The sequence below is a fragment of the Piscinibacter sp. PDB5-1 genome, assembly GCF_056676035.1.
On the sequence record NZ_JBWVZL010000004.1, the window covers coordinates 149,489 to 173,475 of the forward strand.

Sequence of the window (23,987 nt, forward strand, 5' to 3'; positions counted from 1 at the left end):
TTGCTGGCATTTTGTTTGACGACGCCCGCGCCCTCAGCTCCAGCCTCGGGCCTCATCCAAAGAAGCGACGGCGCGTCAGCACCAGGGCCAGGTAATAGCCCCCCACGGCATACGCCAGCAAGGTGAGCGCTGGTCGAAGCCACTCCGCCGGCATCTCTCCCAGCACCAAGGGCCGCACCAACTCCACAGCAGCCGTGAGCGGCAGCACAGCGGCGAGCGCTTGCAGCCACGAAGGCATCTGCTCGATCGGGAAGTACACGCCGGACAGGAAGGTCATCGGCGTGAGCACCAGCGTGAAGTAGTAGGTGAAGAAGTCGTAGCCCTGCGCGAGTGCATTGAAGACCAGCGCGATCGACGCGAAGGTGATCCCGATGCACATCAGCACGGGCAAGGCGAGCAGCAGGGTCGGCGCGCGGCTGATGCCCAACACGACGAGCACGGCCATGATCGCGGTCACCGTGAACATCGACTTGATCGCCGCCCACAGCATCTCGGCGAACACGATGTCGTCGAGCGCGATGGGGGCGTTCATGATGCTTTCCCAGGTCTTCTGCACCGCCATGCGCGAGTAGGCCGAGTACAGCGCCTCAAAGGTCGCTGCGAGTGCGCAGCTAACAGCAATGCTGCCCGAGGCCAGGTACTGGATGTACGGTCGCCCTTCGACCTGTCCGATCATCGAGCCGAGGCCGTAGCCGAACGCCACCAGCGTGATCAGCGGCTCGGCGATGTTGCCCAGCACGCTCGGCACCGCGAGCTTGCGCCACACCAGCAGGTTGCGCAGCACCACCGGCCAGAAACGGCGCGTGAGCTGCGGGGCGGCATACAGCGAGATGAGCATGGCGGTCCTCGTGAGGTCAGGCGTCGTCGCGGATCTGCCGACCCGTGAGCTTCAGGAACAGGTCTTCGAGATTGGCCGGCCGGTGCAAGGTGCGGGCTCGTGGCAATTGGCTCAGCGCCTGCAGCAGCGGCTGCGGTTCGCGCAGGTAGAAGAAAACGGTCTCGCCGCTGGTCTCGACCCGCTGCGCAAGCGCTGCAAAACGTTCGGCGGCTTCCTTCGCACCCTCCCCGAAGACTTCGACCACATCCGTCTCCAGGTGCTGGGCGATCAGCCCACGCGGCGTGCCCTCGGCGATCTTGCGGCCATGGTCGAGCACCAACAGGCGGTGGCAGAGGCGCTCGGCCTCGTCCATGAAGTGTGTCGTGAGCAGGATGGACTTGCCCTGCTGCAGCAGGCTGCCCAGTCGTTCCCACATCAGGTGACGCGCTTGCGGGTCGAGGCCCGTGGTGGGCTCGTCGAGCAGCAACAGGTCGGGGTCGTTGACGAGCGCGCGTGCGAGGCTCAGCCGCCGCTTCATCCCGCCCGACAGTTCGCCCGGTCGCGCGTTCGCCTTCGACTGCAGCGCCGCGAAATCGAGCAGCTTCGGGATGCGTGCGTCGATGGCCGCACGCGTCACACCGAAGTAGCGGCCATACACGCGCAGGTTCTCGGCACAGGTGAAATCGGGGTCGAGACTGTCGAACTGGGTGACGACACCGATGCGCTTCTTGGCATCGCGCACCCGTGCCGGGATCGGCAAGCCGAAGGCTTCGATGTCGCCCCCGTCAGGCCCCACCTGGCCGAGGCACATGCGGATGGTGGTGGTCTTGCCGGCGCCGTTCGGGCCGATCACCCCCAGGCATTCGCCGGGCTGGATCTCGAAGGACAGGTCATCGACGACGGTGTTGCCGGCGAACTGCTTGCGCAGGTGCTGAACGCGAAAGAGCGGTGCAGAGGCCATGGCGAGCGAGTGTGCCAAAGGCGCGTGACGCCTGCTGGCAGCAGGCCGACTCGAGCGGTCCGCGCGCGGCTGCATCGTCGGTGTCGATCCGGACCACCCAGAAACGACAAAGGCCGGCAAAGCCGGCCTTTGAGGGTCGCTCGAGCGAGCGATCCGGAGTTGCGTGCTTACTCGGCAGCGCCTTCGGTGGCTTCAGCCACTTCCGGACGGTCCACGAGTTCGACGAACGCCATCGGGGCGTTGTCGCCGACGCGGAAGCCCATCTTCAGGATGCGGGTGTAGCCGCCCGGACGCGCCTTGTAGCGCGGGCCGATTTCGTTGAAGAGCTTGGTGACGACGTCCCGGTCACGCGTGCGGTCGAAAGCGAGGCGGCGGTTGGCCAGCGTCGGTTCCTTGGCGAGCGTGATCAGCGGTTCGACGACGCGGCGCAGTTCCTTGGCCTTGGGGACCGTGGTCTTGATCGCTTCGTGCGTGATCAGCGAGTTGCACATGTTGCGCAGCATCGCTTGGCGATGCGACGAGGTGCGATTGAGTTTGCGAAGTCCGTGGCGGTGACGCATGGTGCTGTCCTTTCTGTCTATGAATGCCGGCAGCCGTGTCAGGTACTGCCGGGTGCACCGGGTGCTTTGGGGCACCCTTGGTTGATCGAGAAGCCACCGAAGCCGGTGGCACCCTCTCGGAGGGCGGCGGGCGATGGTTGCATCACCCGCCGATGCTTTTGCTTAGCGCTTGTCGAGGCCTTGGGGCGGCCAGTTCTCGAGGCGTGCGCCCAGCGTGAGACCACGCGAAGCCAGCACTTCCTTGATTTCGTTGAGCGACTTGCGGCCCAGGTTCGGCGTCTTCAGCAGCTCGGTCTCGGTGCGCTGGATCAGGTCGCCGATGTAATAGATGTTTTCGGCCTTCAGGCAGTTGGCCGAACGCACCGTCAGTTCGAGCTCGTCGACCGGGCGCAGCAGGATCGGATCGAACTGCGTGCTGCGCTGCTGCGGCTCGCTGAACGCGGCGATCTCGCTGCCTTCCAGCTGAGCGAACACCGCGAGCTGCTCGACCAGGATCTTCGCCGAGGCGCGGATCGCTTCTTCCGGCGTGATCGCGCCGTTGGTCACGATTTCCATGACCAGCTTGTCGAGGTCGGTGCGCTGTTCCACACGGGCCGATTCGACCGTGTAGCTCACGCGCGAAACCGGCGAGAACGACGCGTCGAGCACGATGCGACCGATGGCCTTGGTCGGCTCGTCGCCATAGCGGCGCAGGTTGCCCGGCACATAGCCGCGACCCTTCTCGACCTTGATCTGCATGTCCAGCTTGCCGCCTTGCGACAGATGGGCGATCACGTGGTCGGGGTTGATGATTTCCACGTCGTGCGGCGTCTGGATGTCGCCGGCCGTGACAGGGCCTTCACCTTCCTTGCGCAGCACCAGCGTGACCTCGTCACGGTTGTGCAGGCGGAACACCACGCCCTTGAGGTTCAACATGATGTGAACCACGTCTTCTTGCACACCGTCGATGGCCGAGTACTCGTGCAGCACGCCAGCGATCGTCACTTCGGTCGGTGCGTAACCCACCATCGACGACAGCAGCACGCGGCGCAGCGCATTGCCCAGCGTGTGTCCGTAGCCGCGCTCGAACGGTTCGAGCGTGACCTTGGCGCGGTTGCCGCCCAGCGGCTCCACATTGATGGCTTTGGGTTTGAGCAGGTTTGTTTGCATGAGGTCTTTCTTTCAATACCCTCGGTTCGTTACACCGATAAGGCTGAGGACCAACCGGTTCGGACGACGCCGTTGCCGGACGAGAGGAAAACCAGAAACGACCGCGCGCGCTGCCCCGTGAGGCAACGCGCTCTCGGTCGTGAAACGATCAGCGCGAATACAGTTCGACGATCAGCGCTTCTTTGATGTCGGCACCGAACTCGTCGCGGTCGGGCGTCTTCTTGAACACGCCTTCGAGCTTGCTGGCATCGACCTGCACCCAGGCCGGCATGCCTTGCGATTCCGCCAGCTTCACCGAGTCCACGATGCGCAGCTGCTTCTTGCTCTTTTCGCGCACGGCCACGGCATCACCGGCCTTGACCATGTACGAAGCGATGTTGACGACCTGGCCATTGACCGTGATCGCCTTGTGCGACACCAGCTGGCGTGCTTCGGCGCGGGTCGAGCCGAAACCCATGCGGTAGACGACGTTGTCCAGGCGCGATTCGAGCAGCGACAGCAGGTTGGCACCGGTGTTGCCCTTGCGGCGCTCGGCTTCAGCGAAATAGCGGCGGAACTGGCGCTCCAGCACACCGTACATGCGCTTGACCTTCTGCTTTTCGCGCAGTTGCAGGCCGAAGTCAGAGGTGCGCGAGCCCGAGGTGCGGCCGTGCTGGCCGGGCTTGCTGTCGAACTTGACCTTGTCACCGATGGCGCGACGCGCGCTCTTCAGGAAAAGATCAGTGCCTTCGCGACGGGCGAGTTTGCCCTTGGGTCCGAGGTAACGTGCCACGTGAGTTCCTTTGCTTCAATCTGACGCAGGCGGGGGCATCCCATGCGCTTGCGCGAGTCCGGCGGATGTTGTTCTGATCGCTCGGACGGTGGGCTTATGCGGGGCCTTGCGGCTCCAACGAACACGCCGGCAAGCACACGAGGCGCTTGCCGGCGACTGAAAACCAATCAACCGATCAAGTGGACCAATCGGCTTAGATGCGGCGGCGCTTCTGCGGGCGGCAGCCGTTGTGCGGGACCGGCGTCACGTCGGAGATCGACGTGATGCGGATACCCAGCGAGGCCAGCGCACGAACCGAAGACTCGCGGCCCGGGCCCGGGCCCTTGATGCGCACGTCGAGGTTCTTGATGCCTTGTTCTTGAGCGGCACGGCCGGCGACTTCAGCCGCGACCTGGGCCGCGAACGGGGTCGATTTGCGCGAACCCTTGAAGCCTTGACCACCGCTCGAAGCCCACGACAGGGCACCGCCTTGGCGGTCGGTGATCGTGATGATCGTGTTGTTGAACGACGCGTGCACGTGCGCGATGCCGTCCGCAACGTTTTTGCGGATCTTCTTGCGCACGCGTTGGGCGGCGGTATTCGGTGCTTTAGCCATATCGACCTTCTCTCTTGATGCTCGTCGTCAATTGCGATGCCGAGCAGCGATCACTTCTTGACCAGGGCGCCAGACTTGCGCGGGCCCTTGCGGGTGCGGGCGTTCGTCTTGGTGCGTTGGCCGCGAACCGGCAGGCCACGGCGATGACGGAAACCGCGGTAGCAGCCCAGGTCCATCAGGCGCTTGATGTTGATCGACATCTCACGGCGCAGGTCGCCTTCGATGGTCATGCGGCCGATTTCTTCCCGGATCTTTTCCAGGTCGGCGTCGGTCAGGTCCTTGACCTTGCGATCAAACGGCACGCCCGAGTTGGTGCAGATCTTCTGCGCCGTGGTGCGACCGATGCCGTAGATGGCGGTCAGGCCGATCTCGGTGTGCTTGTGAGGCGGAATGTTGATGCCAGCAATGCGTGCCATGTGCTTCTCTCTATTTCAACGAGTCGAGGCTGTGCTCAGCCTTGGCGCTGCTTGTGACGCGGATCGGTACAGATCACACGCACCACGCCCTTGCGACGGATGACTTTGCAGTTCCGGCACATCTTCTTGACCGATGCAGCAACTTTCATGCTCTTCTCCTAAGCCTTCGCAGGCCGCTCTTTCAACTGTTCAAACCGTGCCGTGCAAGTGCACTCACTTGGCCCGGAACACGATGCGCGCACGCGTCAGGTCGTACGGCGTCAACTCCACGGTCACCTTGTCCCCCGGCAGGATGCGGATGTAATGCATCCGCATCTTTCCGGAGATGTGCCCCAGCACGACGTGACCGTTTTCCAGCTTCACACGAAACGTTGCGTTGGGGAGGTTCTCGAGAATCTCGCCCTGCATCTGGATGACGTCGTCTTTCGCCATGCGTTTCGCTTGTCAATGTCAGCGAGCTCAGCTCGCTTTGAAATTCGCTTTCTTCAGCAGTGACTCGTACTGCTGGCTCATCACATACGACTGCACCTGAGCCCAGAAGTCCATCGTCACGACGACGATGATCAGCAGCGAGGTGCCGCCGAAGTAGAACGGCACGTTGTACTTCAGCACCAAAAATTCAGGCAGCAAACAGACACCGGTGATGTAGATCGCACCAATCAGCGTCAGGCGGGCCAGGATCTTGTCGATGTAGCGTGCCGTTTGATCACCTGGGCGAATGCCGGGGATGAACGCACCGCTCTTCTTCAAGTTGTCGGCCGTCTCACGGCTGTTGAACACCAGCGCCGTGTAGAAGAAGCAGAAGAAGATGATCGCAGCAGCGAACAGCATCACGTAGATCGGTTGGCCCGGCGACAGCATGTCGGCTAGGTCTTTCAGCCATCGCAGGCTGTCACCCGTCGCGAACCAGCTCACCGCCGTGGCGGGCAGCAGAATGATCGACGACGCGAAAATCGGGGGGATCACGCCCGCCATGTTCAGCTTCAGCGGCAGGTGCGACGACTGGCCACCATAGACCTTGTTGCCCACTTGGCGCTTGGCGTAATTCACCAGAATCTTGCGTTGGCCGCGCTCGACGAACACCACCAGGAAAGTCACCGCCACCACCAGCAGCACAATGATCAAACCCGCGACCACGTGGATCTGGTTGTCGCTCACGAGCTTGAGGAACTGGGCCGCGCCGGTCGGCAAGCCGGCGGCGATACCGGCGAAGATCAGGATCGAGATGCCGTTGCCCAAACCGCGCTCGGTGATCTGCTCACCCAGCCACATCAGGAACATCGTGCCGGCCACCAGGCTGGTCACTGCCGTCACCCGGAAACCGAAGCCCGGGAACAACACCAAACCCGGCGAGCGCTCCAGGGCCAGTGCAATCGCCAAGGCCTGGAACAAGGCCAGTAGCAAGGTGCCGTACCGTGTGTACTGGGTGATCTTCCGGCGGCCGGATTCGCCTTCTTTCTTCAGCGCTTCCAGGCTCGGCAGCACGTAGGTCATCAACTGCATGATGATCGACGCGGAGATGTACGGCATGATGCCCAGCGCGAACACCGTGAAGCGCGACAGCGCCCCGCCCGAGAAGACGTTGAACAGGTTCAGGATGCCGCCCTGCTGCCCCTTGAACAGCTGCTCCAGCTGGCCAGGGTCAATGCCCGGCACAGGGATGTGCGCGCCGATCCGATAGACCACGAGCGCCAGCAGCAAGAAGACGAGCCGACGACGCAGGTCGCCGAACTTGCCGCTCTTGGCCAGTTGATTCGCGTTGCTTGCCACGGGTGCGTGATCCTGTTCAGTCGTGCGCGCTCAGGCCGCTCAGGCGAGCGAGCCGCCAGCCGCTTCGATGGCCGCCTTGGCGCCGGCAGTGGCACCGATGCCCTTGAGCGCGACCTTCTTGGTCAGAGCGCCCGAGGCGATGACCTTGACAACCTTGGCGTTCTCGGCGATCAGGCCAGCTTGCTTCAGCGCCAGCATGTCCACGTCGGCTGCGCCCAGCTTGTCGAGGTCACCCAGAGTGATCTCGGCGTTGTACTTCAGCGTCATCGACTTGAAGCCGCGCTTCGGCAGGCGACGCTGCAGCGGCATTTGACCGCCTTCGAAACCGACCTTGTGGTAGCCGCCCGAACGCGACTTCTGACCCTTGTGGCCACGACCCGCCGTCTTGCCCAGGCCCGAACCGATGCCACGGCCCACGCGACGCTTGGCGTGCTTGGAACCGGCGGCCGGCTTGATGGTGTTGAGTTGCATGGTGTTCTTCCTCAGCCTTGGCGTGGTGCTCAGAGCACCTTCACCAGGTAAGCGACCTTGATGATCATGCCGCGCACCGCGGGCGTGTCTTCCAGGACGGATTCACTGTTCAGCTTGCGCAGGCCCAGCCCGCGCACCGTGGCCCGGTGCGATTCACGGGTACCGGCGATGCTGCGAACCAGCTTGACCTTCAGGGTTTTCTTGTCAGCCATGACGTTTCTCCAGGCTACAGGTCGGCGACTCAGTTGAAGATTTCTTCAACGGTCTTGCCGCGCTTGGCAGCGATCTCGGCCGGCGTGGTGCTGCGACGCAGGGCGTCGAGCGTCGCGCGGACGATGTTGTAGGGGTTCGACGAACCGAGGCTCTTGCACACGATGTCGGTCACGCCCATCACTTCGAACACGGCGCGCATCGGGCCACCGGCGATGATGCCGTCACCCGGCTTGGCCGGCGCCATCAGCACGTGCGAAGCACCGTGCTCGCCGACCACCTTGTGGTGGATCGTGCCGTCCTTGAGCGAGACCTTGACCATGTTGCGGCGGGCCGATTCCATGGCCTTCTGCACCGCAACAGGCACTTCCTTGGCCTTGCCCTTGCCCATGCCGATTCGGCCGTCGCCGTCACCAACCACGGTCAGCGCCGCGAAGCTCAGCGTGCGGCCGCCCTTGACGACCTTGGTGACGCGGTTGACCGCGATCATCTTTTCCTTCAGGCCGTCGTCGTTGCCTTCAGCCTGGGCGCGGGGTTGAAACTTTGCCATTTCGAATTCCTTCGTCGTTGCCCGTGCTTAGAACTGGAGGCCGGCTTCCCGGGCGGCTTCGGCCAGGGCCTTGACACGGCCGTGGTACGCGAAACCCGCGCGGTCGAATGCGACCTTTTCGATGCCAGCGGCCTTCGCCTTTTCGGCGATGCGCTTGCCGATGATCGTGGCCGCGGCCACGTTGCCACCCTTGCCGGCGGCGCCGAGTTCCTTGCGGATGTCGGCTTCGGCAGTCGAGGCGCTGGCCAGCACACGCTCGCCGTCGTCCGAAATGACGCTGGCGTAGATGTGCAGGTTGGTGCGGAACACCGTCAGTCGAGCCACCCGTTGCGTCGCGATGCGGGCACGGGTCTGGCGGGAGCGGCGAACGCGCTGATCCTTTTTGTTCAACATGTCTGTCGCTCCTTACTTCTTCTTCGTCTCTTTGAGGGAGATCTTCTCGTCGGCGTAGCGGATGCCTTTGCCCTTATAGGGCTCGGGCGGTCGGATCGCGCGGACTTCAGCAGCGATCTGACCCACCACCTGACGGTCGGAACCCTTGATGACGATTTCGGTTTGCGTCGGGCATTCGACCTTGATACCGGCCGGCATGTCCTTGACGACGGGGTGCGAGAAGCCGATCTGCAGGTTCAGCTTGGCGCCTTGGGCCTGGGCACGGTAGCCCACGCCGACCAGCGTCAGCTTCTTCTCGAAGCCCTTGCTCACACCATTGACCATGTTGGCCACCAGCGCACGGTACGTACCCGAGAGGGCATCGGCTTCGGTCGACTCGTTGGCCGGCGCGAACAGCAGCTTGCCGCCTTCGTTCTTGATCGTGACCAGCTCGTGCACCGGGCGTGCCAACGTGCCGAGCGAGCCCTTCACACTGATCTGGCCGCCGTTGATCGCCACATCCACACCTTGCGGCAGGGCGATCGGCATTTTTCCTACGCGAGACATTTCGATTTCTCCTCGATCAGGCCACGTAGCAAAGCACTTCGCCGCCGATGCCGGCCTGGCGCGCCTTGCGGTCGGTCATGACGCCCTTGGGGGTCGTCACGATCGCCACGCCCAAGCCATTCATGACCTGGGGAATGTCGTGGCGGCCCTTGTAGATGCGCAGACCGGGGCGGCTCACGCGCTCGATGCGCTCGATCACCGGACGACCCGCGTAGTACTTCAGCGAAATCTCAAGCTGGGGCTTGGCCGCCTCACCGCGAATCGCGAAATTGTCGATGTAACCCTCGTCCTTCAGGACTTGGGCGATCGCAACCTTCAGCTTCGACGACGGCATCACCACAACCGCTTTGTCAACGCTTTGCGCGTTGCGGATGCGGGTCAGCATATCGGCGATGGGATCACTCATGCTCATACGAATATCTCCTGCTCAGCCTGCGCCGGCTTACCAGCTGGCCTTGACGACACCGGGGATGTCGCCCTTGAAGGCCAGTTCACGGATCTTGTTGCGGGCCAGGCCGAACTTGCGGAAGGTGCCACGCGGACGACCGGTCAACTCGCAGCGGTTGCGCTGGCGGGTCGGGTAGGCGTTGCGGGGCAGCTTTTGCAGTTCGAGGCGAGCGGCGTAACGCTCTTCGTCGGACTTCTTGGCGTCGTTTGCGATGCCCTTGAGTTCGGCGTATTTCTTAGCGAACTTGGCAACCAGTTGCTCGCGCTTGAGTTCGCGCTGGATCAGAGAGGCTTTAGCCACGGGTCACCTCAGTTCTTGAAGGGGAATTTGAACGCGGCGAGCAGGGCCTTGGCCTCGTCGTCGGTCTTTGCGGTCGTCGTGATGCTGATGTTCAGACCACGCAGCGCATCCACCTTGTCGTACTCGATTTCCGGGAAGATGATCTGCTCTTTGACGCCGATGTTGTAGTTGCCACGACCATCGAACGAACGACCCGAGATGCCGCGGAAGTCGCGCACACGGGGCAGCGCCACCGTGACGAAACGATCCAGGAATTCATACATCTGGACGCCGCGCAGCGTGACCATGCAGCCGATGGGCACACCGTCACGGATCTTGAAACCGGCGATGGCCTTCTTTGACTTGGTGACCACGGGCTTCTGGCCGGCGATCTTGGTCAGGTCGCCAACGGCGTGCTCCATGACCTTCTTGTCGGAGACAGCTTCACTCACACCCATGTTGAGCGTGATCTTGGTGATGCGGGGCACCTCCATCACCGACTTGTAGCCAAACTTCGTGGTGAGGTCAGCCACCACTTTTTCGCGGTAGAACGCTTGCAAACGTGCCATGACTGGACCTCTTACGCCTTGATTTCTTCGCCGCTGGACTTGTAGACGCGGACCTTGGTCTTGTCTTCCAGCAACTTGATGCCCACGCGGTCGGCCTTGCCGCTCGCAGGGTTGAAGATGGCGATGTTGGACTGGTGAATCGACAGCACCTTGTCAACCACGCCGCCGGTCGTGCCCTTCATGGGGTTCGGCTTGACGTGCTTCTTCACGACGTTCACGCCCTCGACGACCACGCGGTCTTCACTCTCACGCGAGAGCACGACACCGCGCTTGCCCTTGTCGCGGCCGGTCAACACGATGACCTGGTCGCCTTTGCGAATCTTGTTCATGGCTTGTTGCCCTTCAACCGCGGCTTAGAGAACTTCGGGCGCCAGCGACACGATCTTCATGAAGCGCTCGGTGCGCAGCTCGCGCGTGACCGGGCCGAAGATGCGGGTGCCGATGGGCTCCAGCTTGGCGTTCAGCAGAACGGCGGCGTTGCCGTCGAACTTGACGAGCGAGCCGTCTTGGCGGCGCACACCCTTGGCGGTGCGAACGACGACGGCACTGTAGACCTCGCCCTTCTTCACGCGACCACGCGGCGCAGCTTCTTTGATGCTGACCTTGATGATGTCGCCAATGCCGGCGTAACGGCGCTTGGAGCCGCCGAGCACCTTGATGCACTGAACGGACTTCGCACCAGTGTTGTCCGCGACATCCAGCCGCGATTGCATTTGAATCATGTTCTGTCCCCAACTTGTCCCGCATGTGCCTTGCGCCAATCGCAAAGGCTGCCGCGGTCAGTCTTGGGCCCGTCGATCGAGCCTGTCAGCCTGATCGCTTGGGCGGAACCGGAACCCTGGGCGCACCGTGGAAAGTGCGTTCGGAATTTCGGCGAAGCTGCGGATTATGAGCGGGCTGCAAGTCTTCGTCAACAACTTGAGGATATTTTTCTTGCAGCCCTCAGCAGGGTCTCGGTGTCAGAGCGTCTGCGCCTGCTTCAGCAGGGTGTTGGCGTCGCTGACCTCGAACTTGCCCGGCGCCTCGACGTTGAGGGCCGTCACGACACCGTTCTTCACGAGCATCGAGTAGCGCTGCGATCGCAGGCCCATGCCGCGGCTGGTCAGGTCGAGCGTCAAGCCGGTCGCTTTGGCGAAATCGGCGCTGCCATCGGCCATCATGCGCACCTTGGTGGCCGTCTTCTGCTCGCGCCCCCAGGCACCCATGACGAAGGCGTCATTGACGGACACGCACCAGATCTCGTCCACGCCCGCCGCTTTGAACGCGTCGGCGTTCTGCACATAGCCCGGCACGTGCTGCGCGGAACACGTCGGCGTGAAGGCGCCCGGCAGCCCGAAGATGGCGATGGTCTTGCCAGCCGTCAGTTGTTCCACATCGAACGCATTCGGACCCAGCGAGCAGCCATTGCCTTCGACTTCGATGAACTCCTGCAGCTTGGCGGCTGGGAGCTTGTCACCCACTTTCAACATCGTGCGACTCCTGTGTGAGAGGGAGAGATGGAAATGAAAACGGCCGGACACCAGAGGTGTACCGGCCGCATGGATCGAAGGCGCGCGAGCGACTCCGATGCGGGCAGATCAGACCGAGCGGGCCTTTTCGACCAGGCGGGTCACAACCCAGGCCTTCGTCTTCGAGATGGGGCGGCTTTCCGCGATCTCGACCACGTCGCCCAGCTTGTACTCGCCCTTCTCGTCGTGCGCGTGGTACTTGCTCGACTTGCCGACGATCTTGCCGTACAGCTCGTGCATCGTGCGACGCTCGATCAACACGGTGACGGTCTTCGCGCGCTTGTCGCTGACCACGCGACCCACCAGGGTGCGCGTGTTCTTCGGCTTGGCTTGTTGGGCTTCAGTCATTTCGCGGCCTCTTTCTTCTTCTCGGCCAGGATGGTCTTGGCACGAGCGATGTCGCGGCGCGTGTTGCCCAACTGGGTGTGGTTGGTCAGTTGCTGCGTCGCCTTCTGCATGCGCAGGCCGAAGTGGGCCTTGAGCAAGTCCGCCACTTCCTTTTCGAGGCCAGCGACGTCTTTGGCGCGGAGTTCAGATGCTTTCATGTCGTTCTCCGGTCAGGCGATCAGGCGCCCACCTGGCGCGACACGAAGGTCGTGCTCAGCGGCAGCTTGGCCGAAGCCAGCTTGAACGCTTCGCGGGCGAGTTCTTCGGGAACGCCGTTGATTTCATAGAGCACCTTGCCCGGCTGGATCTCAGCCACGTAGTACTCGGGGTTGCCCTTGCCGTTGCCCATGCGGACTTCGGCAGGCTTTTGCGAGATGGGCTTGTCCGGGAAGATGCGGATGAAGATGCGGCCACCGCGCTTGATGTGCCGCGAGATCGCACGGCGAGCCGCTTCAATCTGGCGTGCGGTGATGCGGCCGCGCTCGGTCGCCTTCAGGCCGAAGTCACCGAACGACACGTTGGCGCCACGCGTGGCGACACCGGTGTTACGGCCCTTCTGCTCCTTGCGGTACTTTCTGCGTGAGGGTTGCAGCATATTTATTCTCCTTTGCCCTCGCCGCCTGCCGGTGCGTCAGCCCCTGGGGCCTTGCGCACGCGCTTGACGGCGGGGGTCTTCGCGGCATCGGCACCCACGGCAGGCTTGTCGCTGCCATCGGCCGGCGCACCACCTTGACGGGGACCACGGTCACCACCCGGACGGCCACGGCCGGCGGGTGCGCCCGGACGGGCGTTGCGACGCGGACGGCGGTCGTCTTCGGGCATCTCTTGCTTGGCTTGCGGCGCCAGTTCGCCATTGGCGAGGCGGTCACCGCGGTAAACCCAGCACTTCACACCGATCACGCCGTAGGTGGTGTGCGCTTCCGAGAAGCCGTAGTCGATGTCGGCCTTCAGCGTGTGAAGCGGCACGCGACCTTCGCGGTACCACTCGCAACGCGCGATTTCGATGCCGTTAAGACGACCCGACGACATCAGCTTGATGCCTTGGGCGCCGAGGCGCATCGCGTTCTGCATGGCACGCTTCATGGCGCGGCGGAACATGATGCGCTTCTCAAGCTGCTGGGTGATGCTGTCGGCGATCAGCTGCGCATCGATTTCAGGCTTGCGCACTTCTTCGATGTTGACTGCCACCGGCACGCCCAGACGCTTGGTCAGTTCGGCCTTCAGGTTTTCGATGTCCTCGCCCTTCTTGCCGATCACCACACCCGGGCGCGCCGAGTAAATGGTGATGCGGGCGTTCTTGGCCGGACGCTCGATCAGGATGCGTGAGACCGCGGCGTTCTTCAGGCGCGTCTTGAGGTAGTCGCGAACCTTCAGGTCTTCGGCCAGCATCGTGGCGAAGTTCTGGTTCGACGCGTACCAGCGCGAAGCCCAATTGCGGGTGACAGGCAGGCGGAAGCCAGTCGGATGAATCTTTTGTCCCATGTTCTTCCTGCCTCAGTTGCCGACGGTGATGTAGATGTGCGCGGTCGGCTTGCTGATGCGGTTGCCGCGGCCCTTGGCGCGAGCAGAGAAACGCTTCAGCGTGGCACCTTGCTCAACGAAGATGGTCTTGACCATCAGTTCGTCGATGTCTGCACCGTCGTTGTGCTCGGCATTCGCGATGGCGGATTCGAGCGCCTTCTTGATGATGCCGGCTGCCTTTTTGGGAGTGAAGGCCAGGATGTTGAGCGCCTGGTCCACCTTCTTGCCGCGGACCATGTCGGCCACCAGCCGACCCTTGTCGGCCGAGAGGCGGACGCCGCGAACGATTGCTCGGGTTTCCATCGTCGTCATCCTTACTTCTTGTTGGCCTTCTTGTCGGCCGGATGCCCCTTGAACGTGCGCGTCAGCGCAAATTCACCGAGCTTGTGGCCGACCATCTGGTCGGTGACGTACACAGGCACGTGCTGCTTGCCGTTGTGCACGGCAATCGTCACGCCGATGAAGTCCGGCAGGATCGTCGAACGGCGCGACCAAGTCTTGATCGGCTTCTTGTCCTTGGTGGCAACGGCCTTTTCGACCTTGGCCATCAGGTGGTGGTCGACGAACGGACCTTTTTTGAGCGAACGGGTCATGGCTGTACCCCTTCCTTACTTCTTGCGACGCGAGACGATGAACGTCTGCGTGCGCTTGTTGTTGCGGGTGCGGTAGCCCTTGGTGAGCGTGTTCCACGGCGACACCGGGACCTGACCCTCACCCGTGCGACCTTCACCACCACCGTGCGGGTGATCCACCGGGTTCATGGCAACGCCACGAACGGTCGGGCGGATGCCCTTCCAGCGGATCGCGCCGGCCTTGCCGTATTGGCGCAGGCTGTGCTCTTCGTTCGACACCTCGCCGATCGTGGCACGGCAGTCGATGTGGATGCGGCGCACTTCACCCGAACGCAGACGCAGCTGCGCGTAGGTGCCTTCGCGAGCCAGCAGGGTCACCGAGGTGCCCGCCGAACGGGCGATCTGAGCGCCCTTGCCCGGCAGCAGCTCAATGCAGTGGATGATCGAACCGACGGGGATGTTGCGGATCGGAAGCGTGTTGCCGGCCTTGATCGGGGCCTCAGAACCGCTCACGACCGTGGCGCCGACATCCAGACCGCGCGGGGCGATGATGTAGCGGCGCTCACCATCGGCGTAGCACAGCAGCGCGATGTGCGCCGTGCGGTTCGGGTCGTACTCGATGCGCTCGACCTTCGCGGGAATGCCGTCCTTGTCGTTGCGCTTGAAGTCGACCACGCGGTAGTGGTGCTTGTGACCACCGCCCTTGTGGCGAATCGTGATGTGCCCGTTGTTGTTGCGGCCGGACTTCTGGAACTGAGGTTCCACCAGCGACGCCTCGGGCTTGCCCTTGTGGAGGTGCGCATGCACCACCTTCACCACGGCACGGCGGCCAGGCGAGGTCGGTTTGACTTTGACGATGGCCATTACGCAGCCTCCCCGGAGAAGTTGAGCTCTTGGCCTTCCTTCAGCGACACATACGCCTTCTTGACGTGGTCGCGACGGCCAATCGAGCGGCCAAAGCGCTTGACCTTGCCCTTTTGCACGGTGGTCTGCACCGACTTCACCTCGACCTTGAACAGCAATTCAACTGCCGCCTTGATCTCGGGCTTGGTCGCGTCGCGCAGCACCTTGAACAACACCTGGTTGTTCTTTTCGGCAGCAGCGGTGGCCTTTTCGGAAACGATCGGAGCGACCAGCACCTGGGCCAGGCGACCTTCATCGAACTTGGGTGCCGTGCTCATGCCAGCATCTCCTTCAGTTGCTCGATCGCGCCCTTCGTGACGAGCACCTTTTTGTAGTGCACGAGCGAGAGCGGGTCGGCGTAGCGGGACTCGACCACCAGCACATTGGGCAGGTTGCGCGAGGCCAGCGCCAGGTTGTCGTCGATCTGGTCGGTGATGACCAGCACCGAGTCCAGCCCCATGCCCTTGAACTTCTGGGCCAGCAGCTTGGTCTTCGGGGCATCGACGGTCAGCGAATCAACGACAGCCAGTCGGCCTTCGCGGGCCAGCTGCGAGAAGATCGACGCCATGCCGGCGCGGTACATCTTCTTGTTGATCTTCTGCGTGAAGTTTTCGTCCGGGCTGTTCGGGAAGATCCGACCACCCCCACGCCACAGCGGCGACGACGACATACCGGCACGGGCGCGGCCCGTGCCCTTTTGACGCCAGGGCTTCTTGGTCGTGTGCTTCACCTCGGCGCGGTCGAGCTGGGCACGGGTGCCCTGGCGCGCGTTGGCCTGGAAGGCGACGACGATCTGGTGAACCAGCGCTTCGTTGTAGTCGCGGCCGAACACGGTGTCGGGCGCATCGACCTTCGACGAGGCCTGGCCTTGTTCATTCAGGAGCTCGAGCTGCATCAGTTGGCCCCCTTCTTGACCTTGACCTTGACGGCCGGGCGCACGACCACGTGGCCGTTCTTGGCACCCGGAACCGCGCCGCGAACCAGCAGCAGCTGGCGGGCTTCGTCCACGCGGACGATGTCGAGGTTTTGCACGGTCTTGGTCACGTCACCGAGGTGACCCGACATCTTCTTGCCCGGGAACACGCGGCCCGGGTCTTGCGCCATCGAGATCGAGCCCGGCACGTTGTGCGAACGGCTGTTGCCGTGCGACGCGCGCTGCGAGCCGAAGTTGTGGCGCTTGATGGTGCCAGTGAAGCCCTTGCCGATCGACGTGCCCTGCACGTCCACCAACTGGCCCACAGCAAAGGTGGTCACCGGAATTTGCGCGCCGGGCTGGAAGCCAGCGGCGACATCTTCGGCAACACGGAATTCCTTGAGGATTTCGCCGGCCTCGACGCCCGCTTTCGCGAGGTGACCAGCTTCAGGCTTGCTCACACGCGATGCTTTGCGGGTGCCGAACGCCACTTGAACGGCGCTGTAGCCATCGGTCGCAGCGGTTTTGACCTGGGCGACGCGGTTGTTGGACACATCGAGCACCGTCACGGGGATGGCATCGCCATCGTCCGTGAAGATGCGCATCATGCCCACCTTGCGGCCCAGCAAACCGAGACGGTTGCTCAGACTCATGATTTTCTCCAGCCCTGCAAGCAGAGCCTTTGTTTCGAACGCCCAACATCGATTGGTTGGGCTGACTTGGTTTGCGGCTTCCCGGAAGAAGCCGCGCCGCTGACGAACGAATTCGTCAGCGGAAAAGCCGGCGAGTATAGCACCCGCCCCTCGCGGGGCAAGCGGCCATCACCGCTGACTGCGCTTATTGCAGCTTGATCTCGACGTCCACGCCAGCCGGCAGGTCCAGCTTCATCAGCGCGTCAACCGTCTTGTCGGTCGGGTCGACGATGTCCATCAGGCGCTGGTGCGTGCGGATCTCGAACTGGTCGCGCGAGGTCTTGTTGACGTGCGGCGAACGCAGGATGTCGAAGCGCTGCATGCGGGTCGGCAGGGGCACGGGGCCCTTGACGATCGCGCCGGTGCGCTTGGCGGTGTCCACGATTTCGAGGGCCGACTGGTCGATCAGCTTGTAATCGAATGCCTTCAGGCGGATGCGAATCTTTTGCTTTTGCATGATGAGTCCTTAAAGAGCGATGCAGCCGGTGCAGCACCGGCCACGAGGTGAATACCGGGCGCCGCGAGGCCCCCGGTGTCCATCACGCAAATTACTCGAGGATCTTGGCGACGACGCCGGCGCCGACGGTGCGACCGCCCTCACGGATGGCGAAGCGCAGGCCCTCTTCCATGGCGATCGGGGCGATCAGCTTGACGGTGATGCTGACGTTGTCGCCGGGCATGACCATTTCCTTGTCCTTCGGCAGCTCGACCGCACCGGTCACGTCCGTCGTGCGGAAGTAGAACTGGGGGCGGTAGTTGTTGAAGAACGGGGTGTGGCGGCCGCCTTCTTCCTTGCTCAGCACGTACACCTCAGCCGTGAAGTGGGTGTGGGGCTTGATGGAGCCGGGCTTGCACAGCACTTGGCCGCGCTCGACGTCTTCACGCTTGGTGCCGCGCAGCAGGATGCCGACGTTGTCGCCTGCTTGACCTTGGTCGAGCAGCTTGCGGAACATTTCGACGCCGGTGCAGGTGGTCTTTTGCGTGGCACGGATGCCGACGATTTCGATTTCTTCGCCGACCTTGACGATGCCGCGCTCGATCCGGCCGGTCACGACGGTGCCGCGGCCCGAGATGGAGAACACGTCTTCGACGGGCATCAGGAAGGCGCCGTCCACCGCGCGCTCGGGCGTGGGGATGTAGCTGTCCAGGGCTTCGGCGAGCTTGAGGATCGCGCCTTCGCCGAGTTCGCCCTTGTCGCCTTCCATGGCGAGCTTGGCCGAGCCCTTGACGATGGGGGTGTCGTCGCCGGGGAAGTCGTACTTGCTGAGGAGCTCACGCACTTCCATTTCGACGAGCTCGAGCAGCTCGGCGTCGTCCACCATGTCGCACTTGTTCAGGAAGACGATGATGTAGGGCACGCCGACCTGGCGGGCCAGCAGGATGTGCTCACGGGTCTGGGGCATCGGGCCGTCGGCGGCCGAGCACACCAGGATGGCGCCGTCCATCTGGGCGGCACCGGTGATCATGTTCTTGACGTAGTCGGCGTGGCCAGGGCAGTCCACGTGGGCGTAGTGGCGGTTGGCCGTCTCGTATTCGACGTGCGCGGTGTTGATCGTGATGCCGCGGGCCTTTTCTTCGGGCGCTGCGTCGATCTGGTCGTAGGCCTTGGCCTCGCCGCCGAACTTCGTCGCCAGCACCGTCGTGATCGCCGCCGTCAGCGTCGTCTTGCCGTGGTCCACGTGACCAATCGTCCCCACGTTCACGTGCGGCTTGGTCCGTTCAAATTTGCCTTTTGCCATTTCAGTTCTCCAGTAAAGAGCACGTCAGTGCTTGGTTTAAGGTCTCCGGCGGGGTCATGGTCCGTTCGCCACTGACAGCGAACGGCGCCCCGCCGAAGACCGGCTTCGGTATGAAGTTGTTTACTTGGCGCGCGAGGTGATGATCGCGTCGGCCACGTTCTTCGGAGCTTCGCTGTAGTGCTTGAACTCCATCGTGTACGTGGCGCGGCCTTGCGACATCGAGCGCAGCGTGGTCGAGTAGCCGAACATTTCGCTCAGCGGGACTTCGGCCTTGATGATCTTGCCGCCGCCCACCATGTCGTCCATGCCCTGCACCATGCCGCGACGGGACGACAGGTCGCCCATCACGTTGCCGGCATAGTCTTCCGGCGTCTCGACTTCCACGGCCATCATCGGCTCGAGGATGACGGGGCTGGCCTTGCGCATGCCGTCCTTGAAACCCATCGAGGCGGCCATCTTGAACGCGTTTTCGTTCGAGTCCACTTCGTGGTACGAACCGAAGGTCAGCGTGACCTTCACGTCCACGACCGGGAAGCCGGCCAGCACGCCGTTCGGCAGCGTGTCTTCGACGCCCTTCTTGACGGCGGGGATGAATTCACGCGGCACGACACCACCCTTGATGGCGTCGACGAACTCGAAGCCCTTGCCCGGCTCTTGCGGCTCGACGGTCAGCACGACGTGGCCGTACTGGCCCTTGCCGCCCGACTGGCGCACGAACTTGCCTTCGACGTCGCTCACCGACTTGCGGATGGTTTCGCGGTAGGCCACTTGCGGCTTGCCGACGTTGGCCTCGACACCGAACTCGCGCTTCATGCGGTCCACGATGATTTCGAGGTGCAACTCGCCCATGCCCGAGATGATGGTCTGACCCGATTCTTCGTCGGTGCGCACACGGAACGAGGGGTCTTCGGCAGCCAGGCGGCCCAGCGCGATGCCCATCTTTTCCTGGTCGGCCTTGGTCTTGGGTTCGACGGCCTGCGAGATCACGGGCTCGGGGAAGACCATCTTTTCGAGCGTGATCACAGCTTCCGGGTCGCACAGGGTTTCGCCCGTGGTCACTTCCTTCAGGCCCACGCAGGCGGCGATGTCGCCGGCCAGAATCTCTTTGATTTCTTCGCGCTGGTTGGCGTGCATCTGCAGGATGCGGCCGATGCGCTCTTTCTTGCCCTTGATCGGGTTGTAGACGGTCGAGCCCGAGTTGAGCACGCCCGAGTACACGCGCACGAAGGTCAGTTGGCCGACAAACGGGTCGGTCATCAGCTTGAAGGCCAGCGCGGCGAACTTCTCGTCGTCGGCGGCGCGGCGCGTGACTTCCTTGTCGTTGTCGTCCGTGCCCGGCACCGGGGGGATGTCCACCGGCGAGGGCATGAAGTCGATCACGCCGTCGAGCATGCGCTGCACGCCCTTGTTCTTGAAGGCGGTGCCGCAGAACATTGGCTGGATTTCGGCAGCCAGGGTGCGGGCACGGATGCCGCCCTTGATTTCTTCTTCGGACAGGTCGCCCGACTCGAGGTACTTGTTCATCAAGTCCTCGCTCGACTCGGCCGCCGCCTCGATCATGTTCTCGCGCCACTTCTGGGCGTCGGCCTGCAGATCGGCGGGGATGTCCTTGTATTCGAACTTCATGCCCTGCGAGGCCTCGTCCCAGATGATGGCTTTCATCTTGAGCAGGTCGATCACGCCGGTGAAGTTTTCTTCAGCACCGATGGGGATGACGATGGGCACCGGGTTGGCCTTCAGGCGCAGCTTCATCTGGTCGTAGACCTTGAAGAAGTTCGCGCCGGTGCGGTCCATCTTGTTGACGAACGCGAGGCGAGGCACCTTGTACTTGTTGGCCTGGCGCCAAACGGTTTCGGATTGGGGCTGCACGCCACCCACGGCGCAATACACCATGCAGGCACCGTCGAGCACACGCATCGAGCGTTCGACTTCAATGGTGAAGTCCACGTGCCCCGGGGTGTCGATGATGTTGATGCGGTGCTCGGGCAGCGACAGGTCCATGCCCTTCCAGAAGCAGGTCGTCGCCGCCGACGTGATGGTGATGCCGCGCTCTTGCTCTTGCTCCATCCAGTCCATCGTGGCCGCGCCATCGTGCACTTCGCCGATCTTGTGGTTCACACCGGTATAGAACAGGATGCGCTCGGTCGTCGTGGTCTTGCCGGCGTCGATGTGGGCCGAGATGCCGATGTTGCGATAGCGCTCGATGGGGGTCTTGCGGGCCATGGTGGCACTCCAGAAACTGAAACGCGCCCGACGGTCGTTCAGACCGTGGGGCCGCGTCGGGGGCTAAAAACGAAGCGTAGGGCTTAGAAGCGGAAGTGGGAGAACGCCTTGTTGGCTTCAGCCATGCGGTGCACTTCGTCGCGCTTCTTCATCGCGCCGCCACGGCCTTCGACCGCTTCGAGCAACTCGTTCGCGAGACGCTGGGCCATCGACTTCTCACCGCGCTTGCGGGCCGACTCTTTCAACCAGCGCATGGCCAGGGCCACGCGGCGCACGGGGCGAACTTCCACGGGAACTTGGTAGTTCGCACCGCCAACGCGGCGTGACTTCACTTCGACCATCGGCTTGATGTTGTTCAAGGCGACCGTGAAGATTTCGAGCGGATCCTTGCCCGACTTCTTTTCGACCTGTTCGAGCGCACCGTAGATGATGCGTTCGGCCACGGCCTTCTTGCCGGACTCCATGATCACGTTCATGAACTTGGACAGATCGACCGAGTTGAACTTCGGATCGGGGAGGATGTCCCGCTTGGGAACTTCGCGACGACGAGGCATTTCTCTTCCTTTTGCTTCAGTTGGCCCGGCTTTCCAGCCTGACCGCGGACTTCACGCTTTGAAGCCCACTTACTCGGCAGCACGGGGCTTGCCGCAATACGCCGGACTCAGGTGTAGCACCGAGCCATGACAACTTTTCGAGTCGGGCTTTGCCGACTCAGGCTTTAGGCCTTCTTCGGACGCTTCGCGCCGTACTTCGAACGCGACTGCTTGCGGTCTTTCACGCCTTGCAGGTCGAGCGAGCCGCGCACGATGTGGTAACGGACGCCCGGAAGGTCCTTCACCCGGCCGCCGCGCACGAGCACCACGCTGTGCTCTTGCAGGTTGTGGCCTTCACCGCCGATGTACGAGATGACCTCGAAGCCGTTCGTCAGGCGAACCTTGGCGACCTTCCGCAGCGCGGAGTTCGGCTTCTTCGGCGTGGTGGTGTACACGCGGGTGCACACGCCACGGCGCTGGGGTCCACCCTGAAGCGCCGGGGACTTGGACTTCGTGACCTCGGTCTCACGACCGTGGCGCACGAGTTGGTTGATGGTTGGCATAGGTAACTTGTTCCCGTTTGAAGTCACACTGCGCGGCCCGGCACCTTCGACCATCGAAGGCATCGCACCGCAGGTTTTCGCCCCTCGCCGCAGCCCTTGCCAGGGCCGTTGCCAGAGAATTTCGAGAGAAAAAGCCGAGCACTCCGAGAGGGAGACAAGCCCGAAGCCGCAAGTGATTTGCGGGGAGCCGCCCGACAAAGAGCGCAGCAAAATCTGCCGAAAAGCCGGCGATTATATTCAGCGCCCCTCTTGCCCGCAAGAAGCCATGGAACCTTCGTTGCCGCGCCTCGTGCTAGACACCAACGTGGTGCTGGACTGGTTTGTCTTTCGCAACCCCGCCTGCGAGGCGCTCGCCGCGGCCGTCGAGGCTCGCAGCGTTCACTGGATTGCCACCGAGGCGATGCGCGCCGAGTTGGCACACGTCATCGGCCGCGGCGTGGTGGCTGCCTGGGCGCCTGACGAAGCTGAGCTCTGGAAACGTTGGAAATGCCTGGCGTGCACCGTGGATGAGCCCTCACTCACAGGACCCGCAACCCGCCTGCGGTGCAGCGATCCGGACGACCAGAAGTTCGTCGATCTCGCCCTCGGCGGCGCGCGATGGCTGATAACGCGTGACCGGGCCGTGTTGAAACTGGCCCGCCGCGCCGCACCCCTCGGCCTGCAGGTGCTGACGCCCGAACGCTGGGCCAGCAGCTTTGCCGAATCCATCGGCACCTGATCACCTGAAAAAGCAAAGCCCGCCACAAGGGCGGGCCTGCTCATGCGCGATCGATTCGCCGCGGCACTCGGCCGCAGACTCACCCGATCAGGCAGCGTTCAGCCACATCGAGGTGTCGAAGGCGCTGCTCATCATCGGCATGTTCATCCCGAAGTTGGCGTTGCTGGCGGTTTTCGACGCCGGCTTGGCCGGCTTGTCGGTGCTGATCTGGGCCGTTTCCGTCGCCCGTTCCCATGACCCGAGTTCTTGGGAACGGGCTACTGAAAAGAATAGAAGCACCTGAAGGGGATTTTCCTTTCAGCCCAAAAGTCTGCCGCGTCGCGGAAGACATCGAGCAGTTGCTCGCGCGCTTCGCGGTCGAAACGCGGGTTGTCGGGCAACTGCTCCAGCACCACCACGAAGCCTGGCTGCTGACCCGACTTGTGGACGAGGTCCGTCATGCAGTCATAGAGCGCATCGAGGTTCTTGCCGAAGTGGGCCGGGAACAGGAAGGACTCGGCGATGAGCTCCATCACGTCCTGCTTGGACTGGGCCTGGGTCAGGTTGGCGTAGAGAAAATGCTGGCCGACGTTTTGGGCGGCCTCTTGCAAGTCCTCAACGCGGTAGGCGCGTATCGACTGGACAATGTTTGGACGGACTGACTGCAAAAGCATGGTCGCGTTCCTCCTCGGTTCAAAACAACGAATCTCGGGGCCGAATCACTTCACGATGCGACGAAAGCTCGTGTAATGGTCTTCGGTGTAATAACAAACATCGGGCACGGTGACCTGCTCGCCGCCACACACCAGGCGACGCGGTCCGCGGTGACGCACCCCGGGCGACCGAACCGTGTATTCACGGTAGTAGCCGCGGCGCGCTTGGGGGAGAAGGCGTTCGCGATTGCCGAACACCGTGCCGTCCTTGGAATACGGGAAAGGACCGCCGGAGCGGATCAAACGTTCCGTGATCTGGGCTTCTTTTGGGAGGCTTTCAAGGGCCACCCCCACCAGAACCGGCGACGCATCGCGCGCTGACTCTTTGGCCTGAAGCGGGGACCCCAGGACGGTCGCCCCTGCCAGAACAATAGCGAGCCCCAACTTCTTGAAGGGTTGCCACGCTGGCGGCTGACCAGAGCAAGACACGGGAAATCCCTGAAACCAGAAAGCCGGGATGCTACCGAATTGGCCGCGAAAGCTCAAGCTGCTGCCTCAATTTGGGGCAGCAGCTTGA

Annotated in this window: 40 protein-coding genes; 2 read left to right on the top strand and 38 right to left on the bottom strand. The window is 62.9% G+C overall.

What is annotated here, in order from left to right; genetic code table 11:
• Positions 1–52: 52 nt before the first annotated feature.
• The 36 genes from AC1KAT_RS16855 to rpsL all read right to left on the bottom strand — a co-directional run bounded on the left by AC1KAT_RS16855 (position 53) and on the right by rpsL (position 22,060).
• Complete coding sequence (locus AC1KAT_RS16855; protein ID WP_480328066.1) at positions 53–838, bottom strand: ABC transporter permease; 786 nt, start codon at positions 836–838, stop codon at positions 53–55.
• A 16-nt stretch (positions 839–854) separates the two neighbouring features.
• A complete protein-coding gene (locus AC1KAT_RS16860) occupies positions 855–1,778 on the bottom strand; it encodes an ATP-binding cassette domain-containing protein (protein ID WP_480328068.1) in 924 nt (307 codons plus the stop codon).
• A 167-nt stretch (positions 1,779–1,945) separates the two neighbouring features.
• A complete protein-coding gene (gene rplQ / locus AC1KAT_RS16865; protein WP_480328520.1) occupies positions 1,946–2,338 on the bottom strand; it encodes a 50S ribosomal protein L17 in 393 nt (130 codons plus the stop codon).
• Between the two features lie 162 nt (positions 2,339–2,500).
• Positions 2,501–3,487 carry a DNA-directed RNA polymerase subunit alpha gene (locus tag AC1KAT_RS16870; protein ID WP_480328071.1) on the bottom strand — a complete coding sequence of 329 codons (987 nt, stop codon included), beginning with the start codon at positions 3,485–3,487 and terminating at the stop codon, positions 2,501–2,503.
• Positions 3,488–3,635: 148 nt separating this feature from the next.
• Positions 3,636–4,259: a 30S ribosomal protein S4 gene (gene rpsD, locus AC1KAT_RS16875; protein WP_480328073.1), complete on the bottom strand. Its 624-nt coding sequence runs from the start codon at positions 4,257–4,259 to the stop codon at positions 3,636–3,638.
• Between the two features lie 193 nt (positions 4,260–4,452).
• The gene (gene rpsK, locus AC1KAT_RS16880; protein WP_480319293.1) at positions 4,453–4,854 is read right to left on the bottom strand and encodes a 30S ribosomal protein S11; all 402 of its coding nucleotides are present in this window, start codon (positions 4,852–4,854) and stop codon (positions 4,453–4,455) included.
• A 50-nt stretch (positions 4,855–4,904) separates the two neighbouring features.
• Complete coding sequence (gene rpsM / locus AC1KAT_RS16885; protein WP_480328075.1) at positions 4,905–5,270, bottom strand: 30S ribosomal protein S13; 366 nt, start codon at positions 5,268–5,270, stop codon at positions 4,905–4,907.
• A 35-nt stretch (positions 5,271–5,305) separates the two neighbouring features.
• Positions 5,306–5,419 carry a 50S ribosomal protein L36 gene (gene rpmJ, locus AC1KAT_RS16890; RefSeq protein WP_011830995.1) on the bottom strand — a complete coding sequence of 38 codons (114 nt, stop codon included), beginning with the start codon at positions 5,417–5,419 and terminating at the stop codon, positions 5,306–5,308.
• 64 nt (positions 5,420–5,483) lie between these two features.
• Positions 5,484–5,702, bottom strand: a complete 219-nt coding sequence (gene infA / locus AC1KAT_RS16895) for a translation initiation factor IF-1 (protein WP_327492388.1) — start codon at positions 5,700–5,702, stop codon at positions 5,484–5,486.
• Positions 5,703–5,729: 27 nt separating this feature from the next.
• Positions 5,730–7,040, bottom strand: coding sequence for a preprotein translocase subunit SecY (gene secY, locus AC1KAT_RS16900; protein ID WP_480328077.1), 1,311 nt, complete (start codon positions 7,038–7,040; stop codon positions 5,730–5,732).
• 39 nt (positions 7,041–7,079) lie between these two features.
• Positions 7,080–7,511, bottom strand: coding sequence for a 50S ribosomal protein L15 (gene rplO, locus AC1KAT_RS16905; protein ID WP_480328080.1), 432 nt, complete (start codon positions 7,509–7,511; stop codon positions 7,080–7,082).
• A gap of 29 nt (positions 7,512–7,540) precedes the next feature.
• Positions 7,541–7,723 (bottom strand): 50S ribosomal protein L30, encoded by a 183-nt coding sequence (rpmD, locus tag AC1KAT_RS16910; RefSeq protein ID WP_480328082.1) that lies wholly within the window; start codon positions 7,721–7,723, stop codon positions 7,541–7,543.
• 29 nt (positions 7,724–7,752) lie between these two features.
• The gene (gene rpsE / locus AC1KAT_RS16915) at positions 7,753–8,271 is read right to left on the bottom strand and encodes a 30S ribosomal protein S5 (protein WP_480328084.1); all 519 of its coding nucleotides are present in this window, start codon (positions 8,269–8,271) and stop codon (positions 7,753–7,755) included.
• Between the two features lie 27 nt (positions 8,272–8,298).
• Complete coding sequence (rplR, locus tag AC1KAT_RS16920; RefSeq protein ID WP_480328086.1) at positions 8,299–8,664, bottom strand: 50S ribosomal protein L18; 366 nt, start codon at positions 8,662–8,664, stop codon at positions 8,299–8,301.
• Between the two features lie 12 nt (positions 8,665–8,676).
• Positions 8,677–9,210, bottom strand: coding sequence for a 50S ribosomal protein L6 (rplF, locus tag AC1KAT_RS16925; RefSeq protein WP_480328088.1), 534 nt, complete (start codon positions 9,208–9,210; stop codon positions 8,677–8,679).
• A gap of 16 nt (positions 9,211–9,226) precedes the next feature.
• Positions 9,227–9,622 (bottom strand): 30S ribosomal protein S8, encoded by a 396-nt coding sequence (rpsH, locus tag AC1KAT_RS16930; protein ID WP_480328090.1) that lies wholly within the window; start codon positions 9,620–9,622, stop codon positions 9,227–9,229.
• Positions 9,623–9,652: 30 nt separating this feature from the next.
• Entirely contained in the window at positions 9,653–9,958 is a 306-nt protein-coding gene (gene rpsN, locus AC1KAT_RS16935; protein ID WP_480328092.1) for a 30S ribosomal protein S14, read from the bottom strand.
• An 8-nt stretch (positions 9,959–9,966) separates the two neighbouring features.
• Positions 9,967–10,506 carry a 50S ribosomal protein L5 gene (gene rplE, locus AC1KAT_RS16940; protein ID WP_480328094.1) on the bottom strand — a complete coding sequence of 180 codons (540 nt, stop codon included), beginning with the start codon at positions 10,504–10,506 and terminating at the stop codon, positions 9,967–9,969.
• An 11-nt stretch (positions 10,507–10,517) separates the two neighbouring features.
• Entirely contained in the window at positions 10,518–10,835 is a 318-nt protein-coding gene (gene rplX / locus AC1KAT_RS16945) for a 50S ribosomal protein L24 (RefSeq protein ID WP_480328096.1), read from the bottom strand.
• A gap of 24 nt (positions 10,836–10,859) precedes the next feature.
• Positions 10,860–11,228 (bottom strand): 50S ribosomal protein L14, encoded by a 369-nt coding sequence (rplN, locus tag AC1KAT_RS16950; protein ID WP_183103998.1) that lies wholly within the window; start codon positions 11,226–11,228, stop codon positions 10,860–10,862.
• Between the two features lie 237 nt (positions 11,229–11,465).
• Positions 11,466–11,975, bottom strand: coding sequence for a redoxin family protein (locus AC1KAT_RS16955; RefSeq protein ID WP_480328098.1), 510 nt, complete (start codon positions 11,973–11,975; stop codon positions 11,466–11,468).
• 108 nt (positions 11,976–12,083) lie between these two features.
• Complete coding sequence (gene rpsQ / locus AC1KAT_RS16960; RefSeq protein WP_480328100.1) at positions 12,084–12,362, bottom strand: 30S ribosomal protein S17; 279 nt, start codon at positions 12,360–12,362, stop codon at positions 12,084–12,086.
• On the bottom strand, positions 12,359–12,559 hold the full coding sequence (gene rpmC, locus AC1KAT_RS16965) for a 50S ribosomal protein L29 (protein WP_480328102.1): 201 nt from the start codon (positions 12,557–12,559) through the stop codon (positions 12,359–12,361). Before rpmC ends, rpsQ begins: the two co-directional genes overlap by 4 nt.
• A 20-nt stretch (positions 12,560–12,579) precedes the next feature.
• Complete coding sequence (rplP, locus tag AC1KAT_RS16970; RefSeq protein ID WP_480328104.1) at positions 12,580–12,996, bottom strand: 50S ribosomal protein L16; 417 nt, start codon at positions 12,994–12,996, stop codon at positions 12,580–12,582.
• A 2-nt stretch (positions 12,997–12,998) separates the two neighbouring features.
• Positions 12,999–13,883: a 30S ribosomal protein S3 gene (gene rpsC / locus AC1KAT_RS16975; protein ID WP_480328106.1), complete on the bottom strand. Its 885-nt coding sequence runs from the start codon at positions 13,881–13,883 to the stop codon at positions 12,999–13,001.
• Positions 13,884–13,895: 12 nt separating this feature from the next.
• Positions 13,896–14,225, bottom strand: coding sequence for a 50S ribosomal protein L22 (rplV, locus tag AC1KAT_RS16980; RefSeq protein ID WP_480328108.1), 330 nt, complete (start codon positions 14,223–14,225; stop codon positions 13,896–13,898).
• 11 nt (positions 14,226–14,236) lie between these two features.
• Positions 14,237–14,515 (bottom strand): 30S ribosomal protein S19, encoded by a 279-nt coding sequence (rpsS, locus tag AC1KAT_RS16985; RefSeq protein WP_480328110.1) that lies wholly within the window; start codon positions 14,513–14,515, stop codon positions 14,237–14,239.
• Between the two features lie 15 nt (positions 14,516–14,530).
• Positions 14,531–15,358: a 50S ribosomal protein L2 gene (gene rplB / locus AC1KAT_RS16990; protein WP_480328112.1), complete on the bottom strand. Its 828-nt coding sequence runs from the start codon at positions 15,356–15,358 to the stop codon at positions 14,531–14,533.
• Positions 15,358–15,675, bottom strand: coding sequence for a 50S ribosomal protein L23 (rplW, locus tag AC1KAT_RS16995; protein WP_480328114.1), 318 nt, complete (start codon positions 15,673–15,675; stop codon positions 15,358–15,360). Before rplW ends, rplB begins: the two co-directional genes overlap by 1 nt.
• A complete protein-coding gene (gene rplD / locus AC1KAT_RS17000) occupies positions 15,672–16,292 on the bottom strand; it encodes a 50S ribosomal protein L4 (protein WP_480328115.1) in 621 nt (206 codons plus the stop codon). Before rplD ends, rplW begins: the two co-directional genes overlap by 4 nt.
• The gene (gene rplC / locus AC1KAT_RS17005; protein ID WP_480328116.1) at positions 16,292–16,963 is read right to left on the bottom strand and encodes a 50S ribosomal protein L3; all 672 of its coding nucleotides are present in this window, start codon (positions 16,961–16,963) and stop codon (positions 16,292–16,294) included. The genes rplD and rplC overlap by 1 nt, the downstream gene beginning before the upstream one ends.
• Positions 16,964–17,147: 184 nt before the next feature.
• Positions 17,148–17,459 carry a 30S ribosomal protein S10 gene (gene rpsJ, locus AC1KAT_RS17010; RefSeq protein WP_019561663.1) on the bottom strand — a complete coding sequence of 104 codons (312 nt, stop codon included), beginning with the start codon at positions 17,457–17,459 and terminating at the stop codon, positions 17,148–17,150.
• A gap of 91 nt (positions 17,460–17,550) precedes the next feature.
• The gene (gene tuf / locus AC1KAT_RS17015) at positions 17,551–18,741 is read right to left on the bottom strand and encodes an elongation factor Tu (RefSeq protein ID WP_480328118.1); all 1,191 of its coding nucleotides are present in this window, start codon (positions 18,739–18,741) and stop codon (positions 17,551–17,553) included.
• A 120-nt stretch (positions 18,742–18,861) separates the two neighbouring features.
• Positions 18,862–20,964 (bottom strand): elongation factor G, encoded by a 2,103-nt coding sequence (gene fusA / locus AC1KAT_RS17020; protein ID WP_480328119.1) that lies wholly within the window; start codon positions 20,962–20,964, stop codon positions 18,862–18,864.
• Between the two features lie 83 nt (positions 20,965–21,047).
• Positions 21,048–21,518 (bottom strand): 30S ribosomal protein S7, encoded by a 471-nt coding sequence (gene rpsG / locus AC1KAT_RS17025; RefSeq protein WP_480319332.1) that lies wholly within the window; start codon positions 21,516–21,518, stop codon positions 21,048–21,050.
• A gap of 164 nt (positions 21,519–21,682) precedes the next feature.
• The gene (gene rpsL / locus AC1KAT_RS17030) at positions 21,683–22,060 is read right to left on the bottom strand and encodes a 30S ribosomal protein S12 (protein WP_480328121.1); all 378 of its coding nucleotides are present in this window, start codon (positions 22,058–22,060) and stop codon (positions 21,683–21,685) included.
• Positions 22,061–22,325: 265 nt separating this feature from the next.
• Here rpsL and AC1KAT_RS17035 point away from each other — a divergent pair, with 265 nt between their 5' ends.
• Entirely contained in the window at positions 22,326–22,778 is a 453-nt protein-coding gene (locus tag AC1KAT_RS17035; protein WP_480328123.1) for a PIN domain-containing protein, read from the top strand.
• 112 nt (positions 22,779–22,890) lie between these two features.
• On the top strand, positions 22,891–23,061 hold the full coding sequence (locus AC1KAT_RS17040; protein ID WP_480328125.1) for a hypothetical protein: 171 nt from the start codon (positions 22,891–22,893) through the stop codon (positions 23,059–23,061).
• Here AC1KAT_RS17040 and AC1KAT_RS17045 read toward each other — a convergent pair.
• Positions 23,036–23,431, bottom strand: coding sequence for a barstar family protein (locus AC1KAT_RS17045; RefSeq protein ID WP_480328127.1), 396 nt, complete (start codon positions 23,429–23,431; stop codon positions 23,036–23,038). The genes AC1KAT_RS17040 and AC1KAT_RS17045 overlap by 26 nt on opposite strands.
• Before the next feature lie 45 nt (positions 23,432–23,476).
• Complete coding sequence (locus tag AC1KAT_RS17050; protein ID WP_480328521.1) at positions 23,477–23,899, bottom strand: guanyl-specific ribonuclease; 423 nt, start codon at positions 23,897–23,899, stop codon at positions 23,477–23,479.
• Between the last annotated feature and the right edge of the window lie 88 nt (positions 23,900–23,987).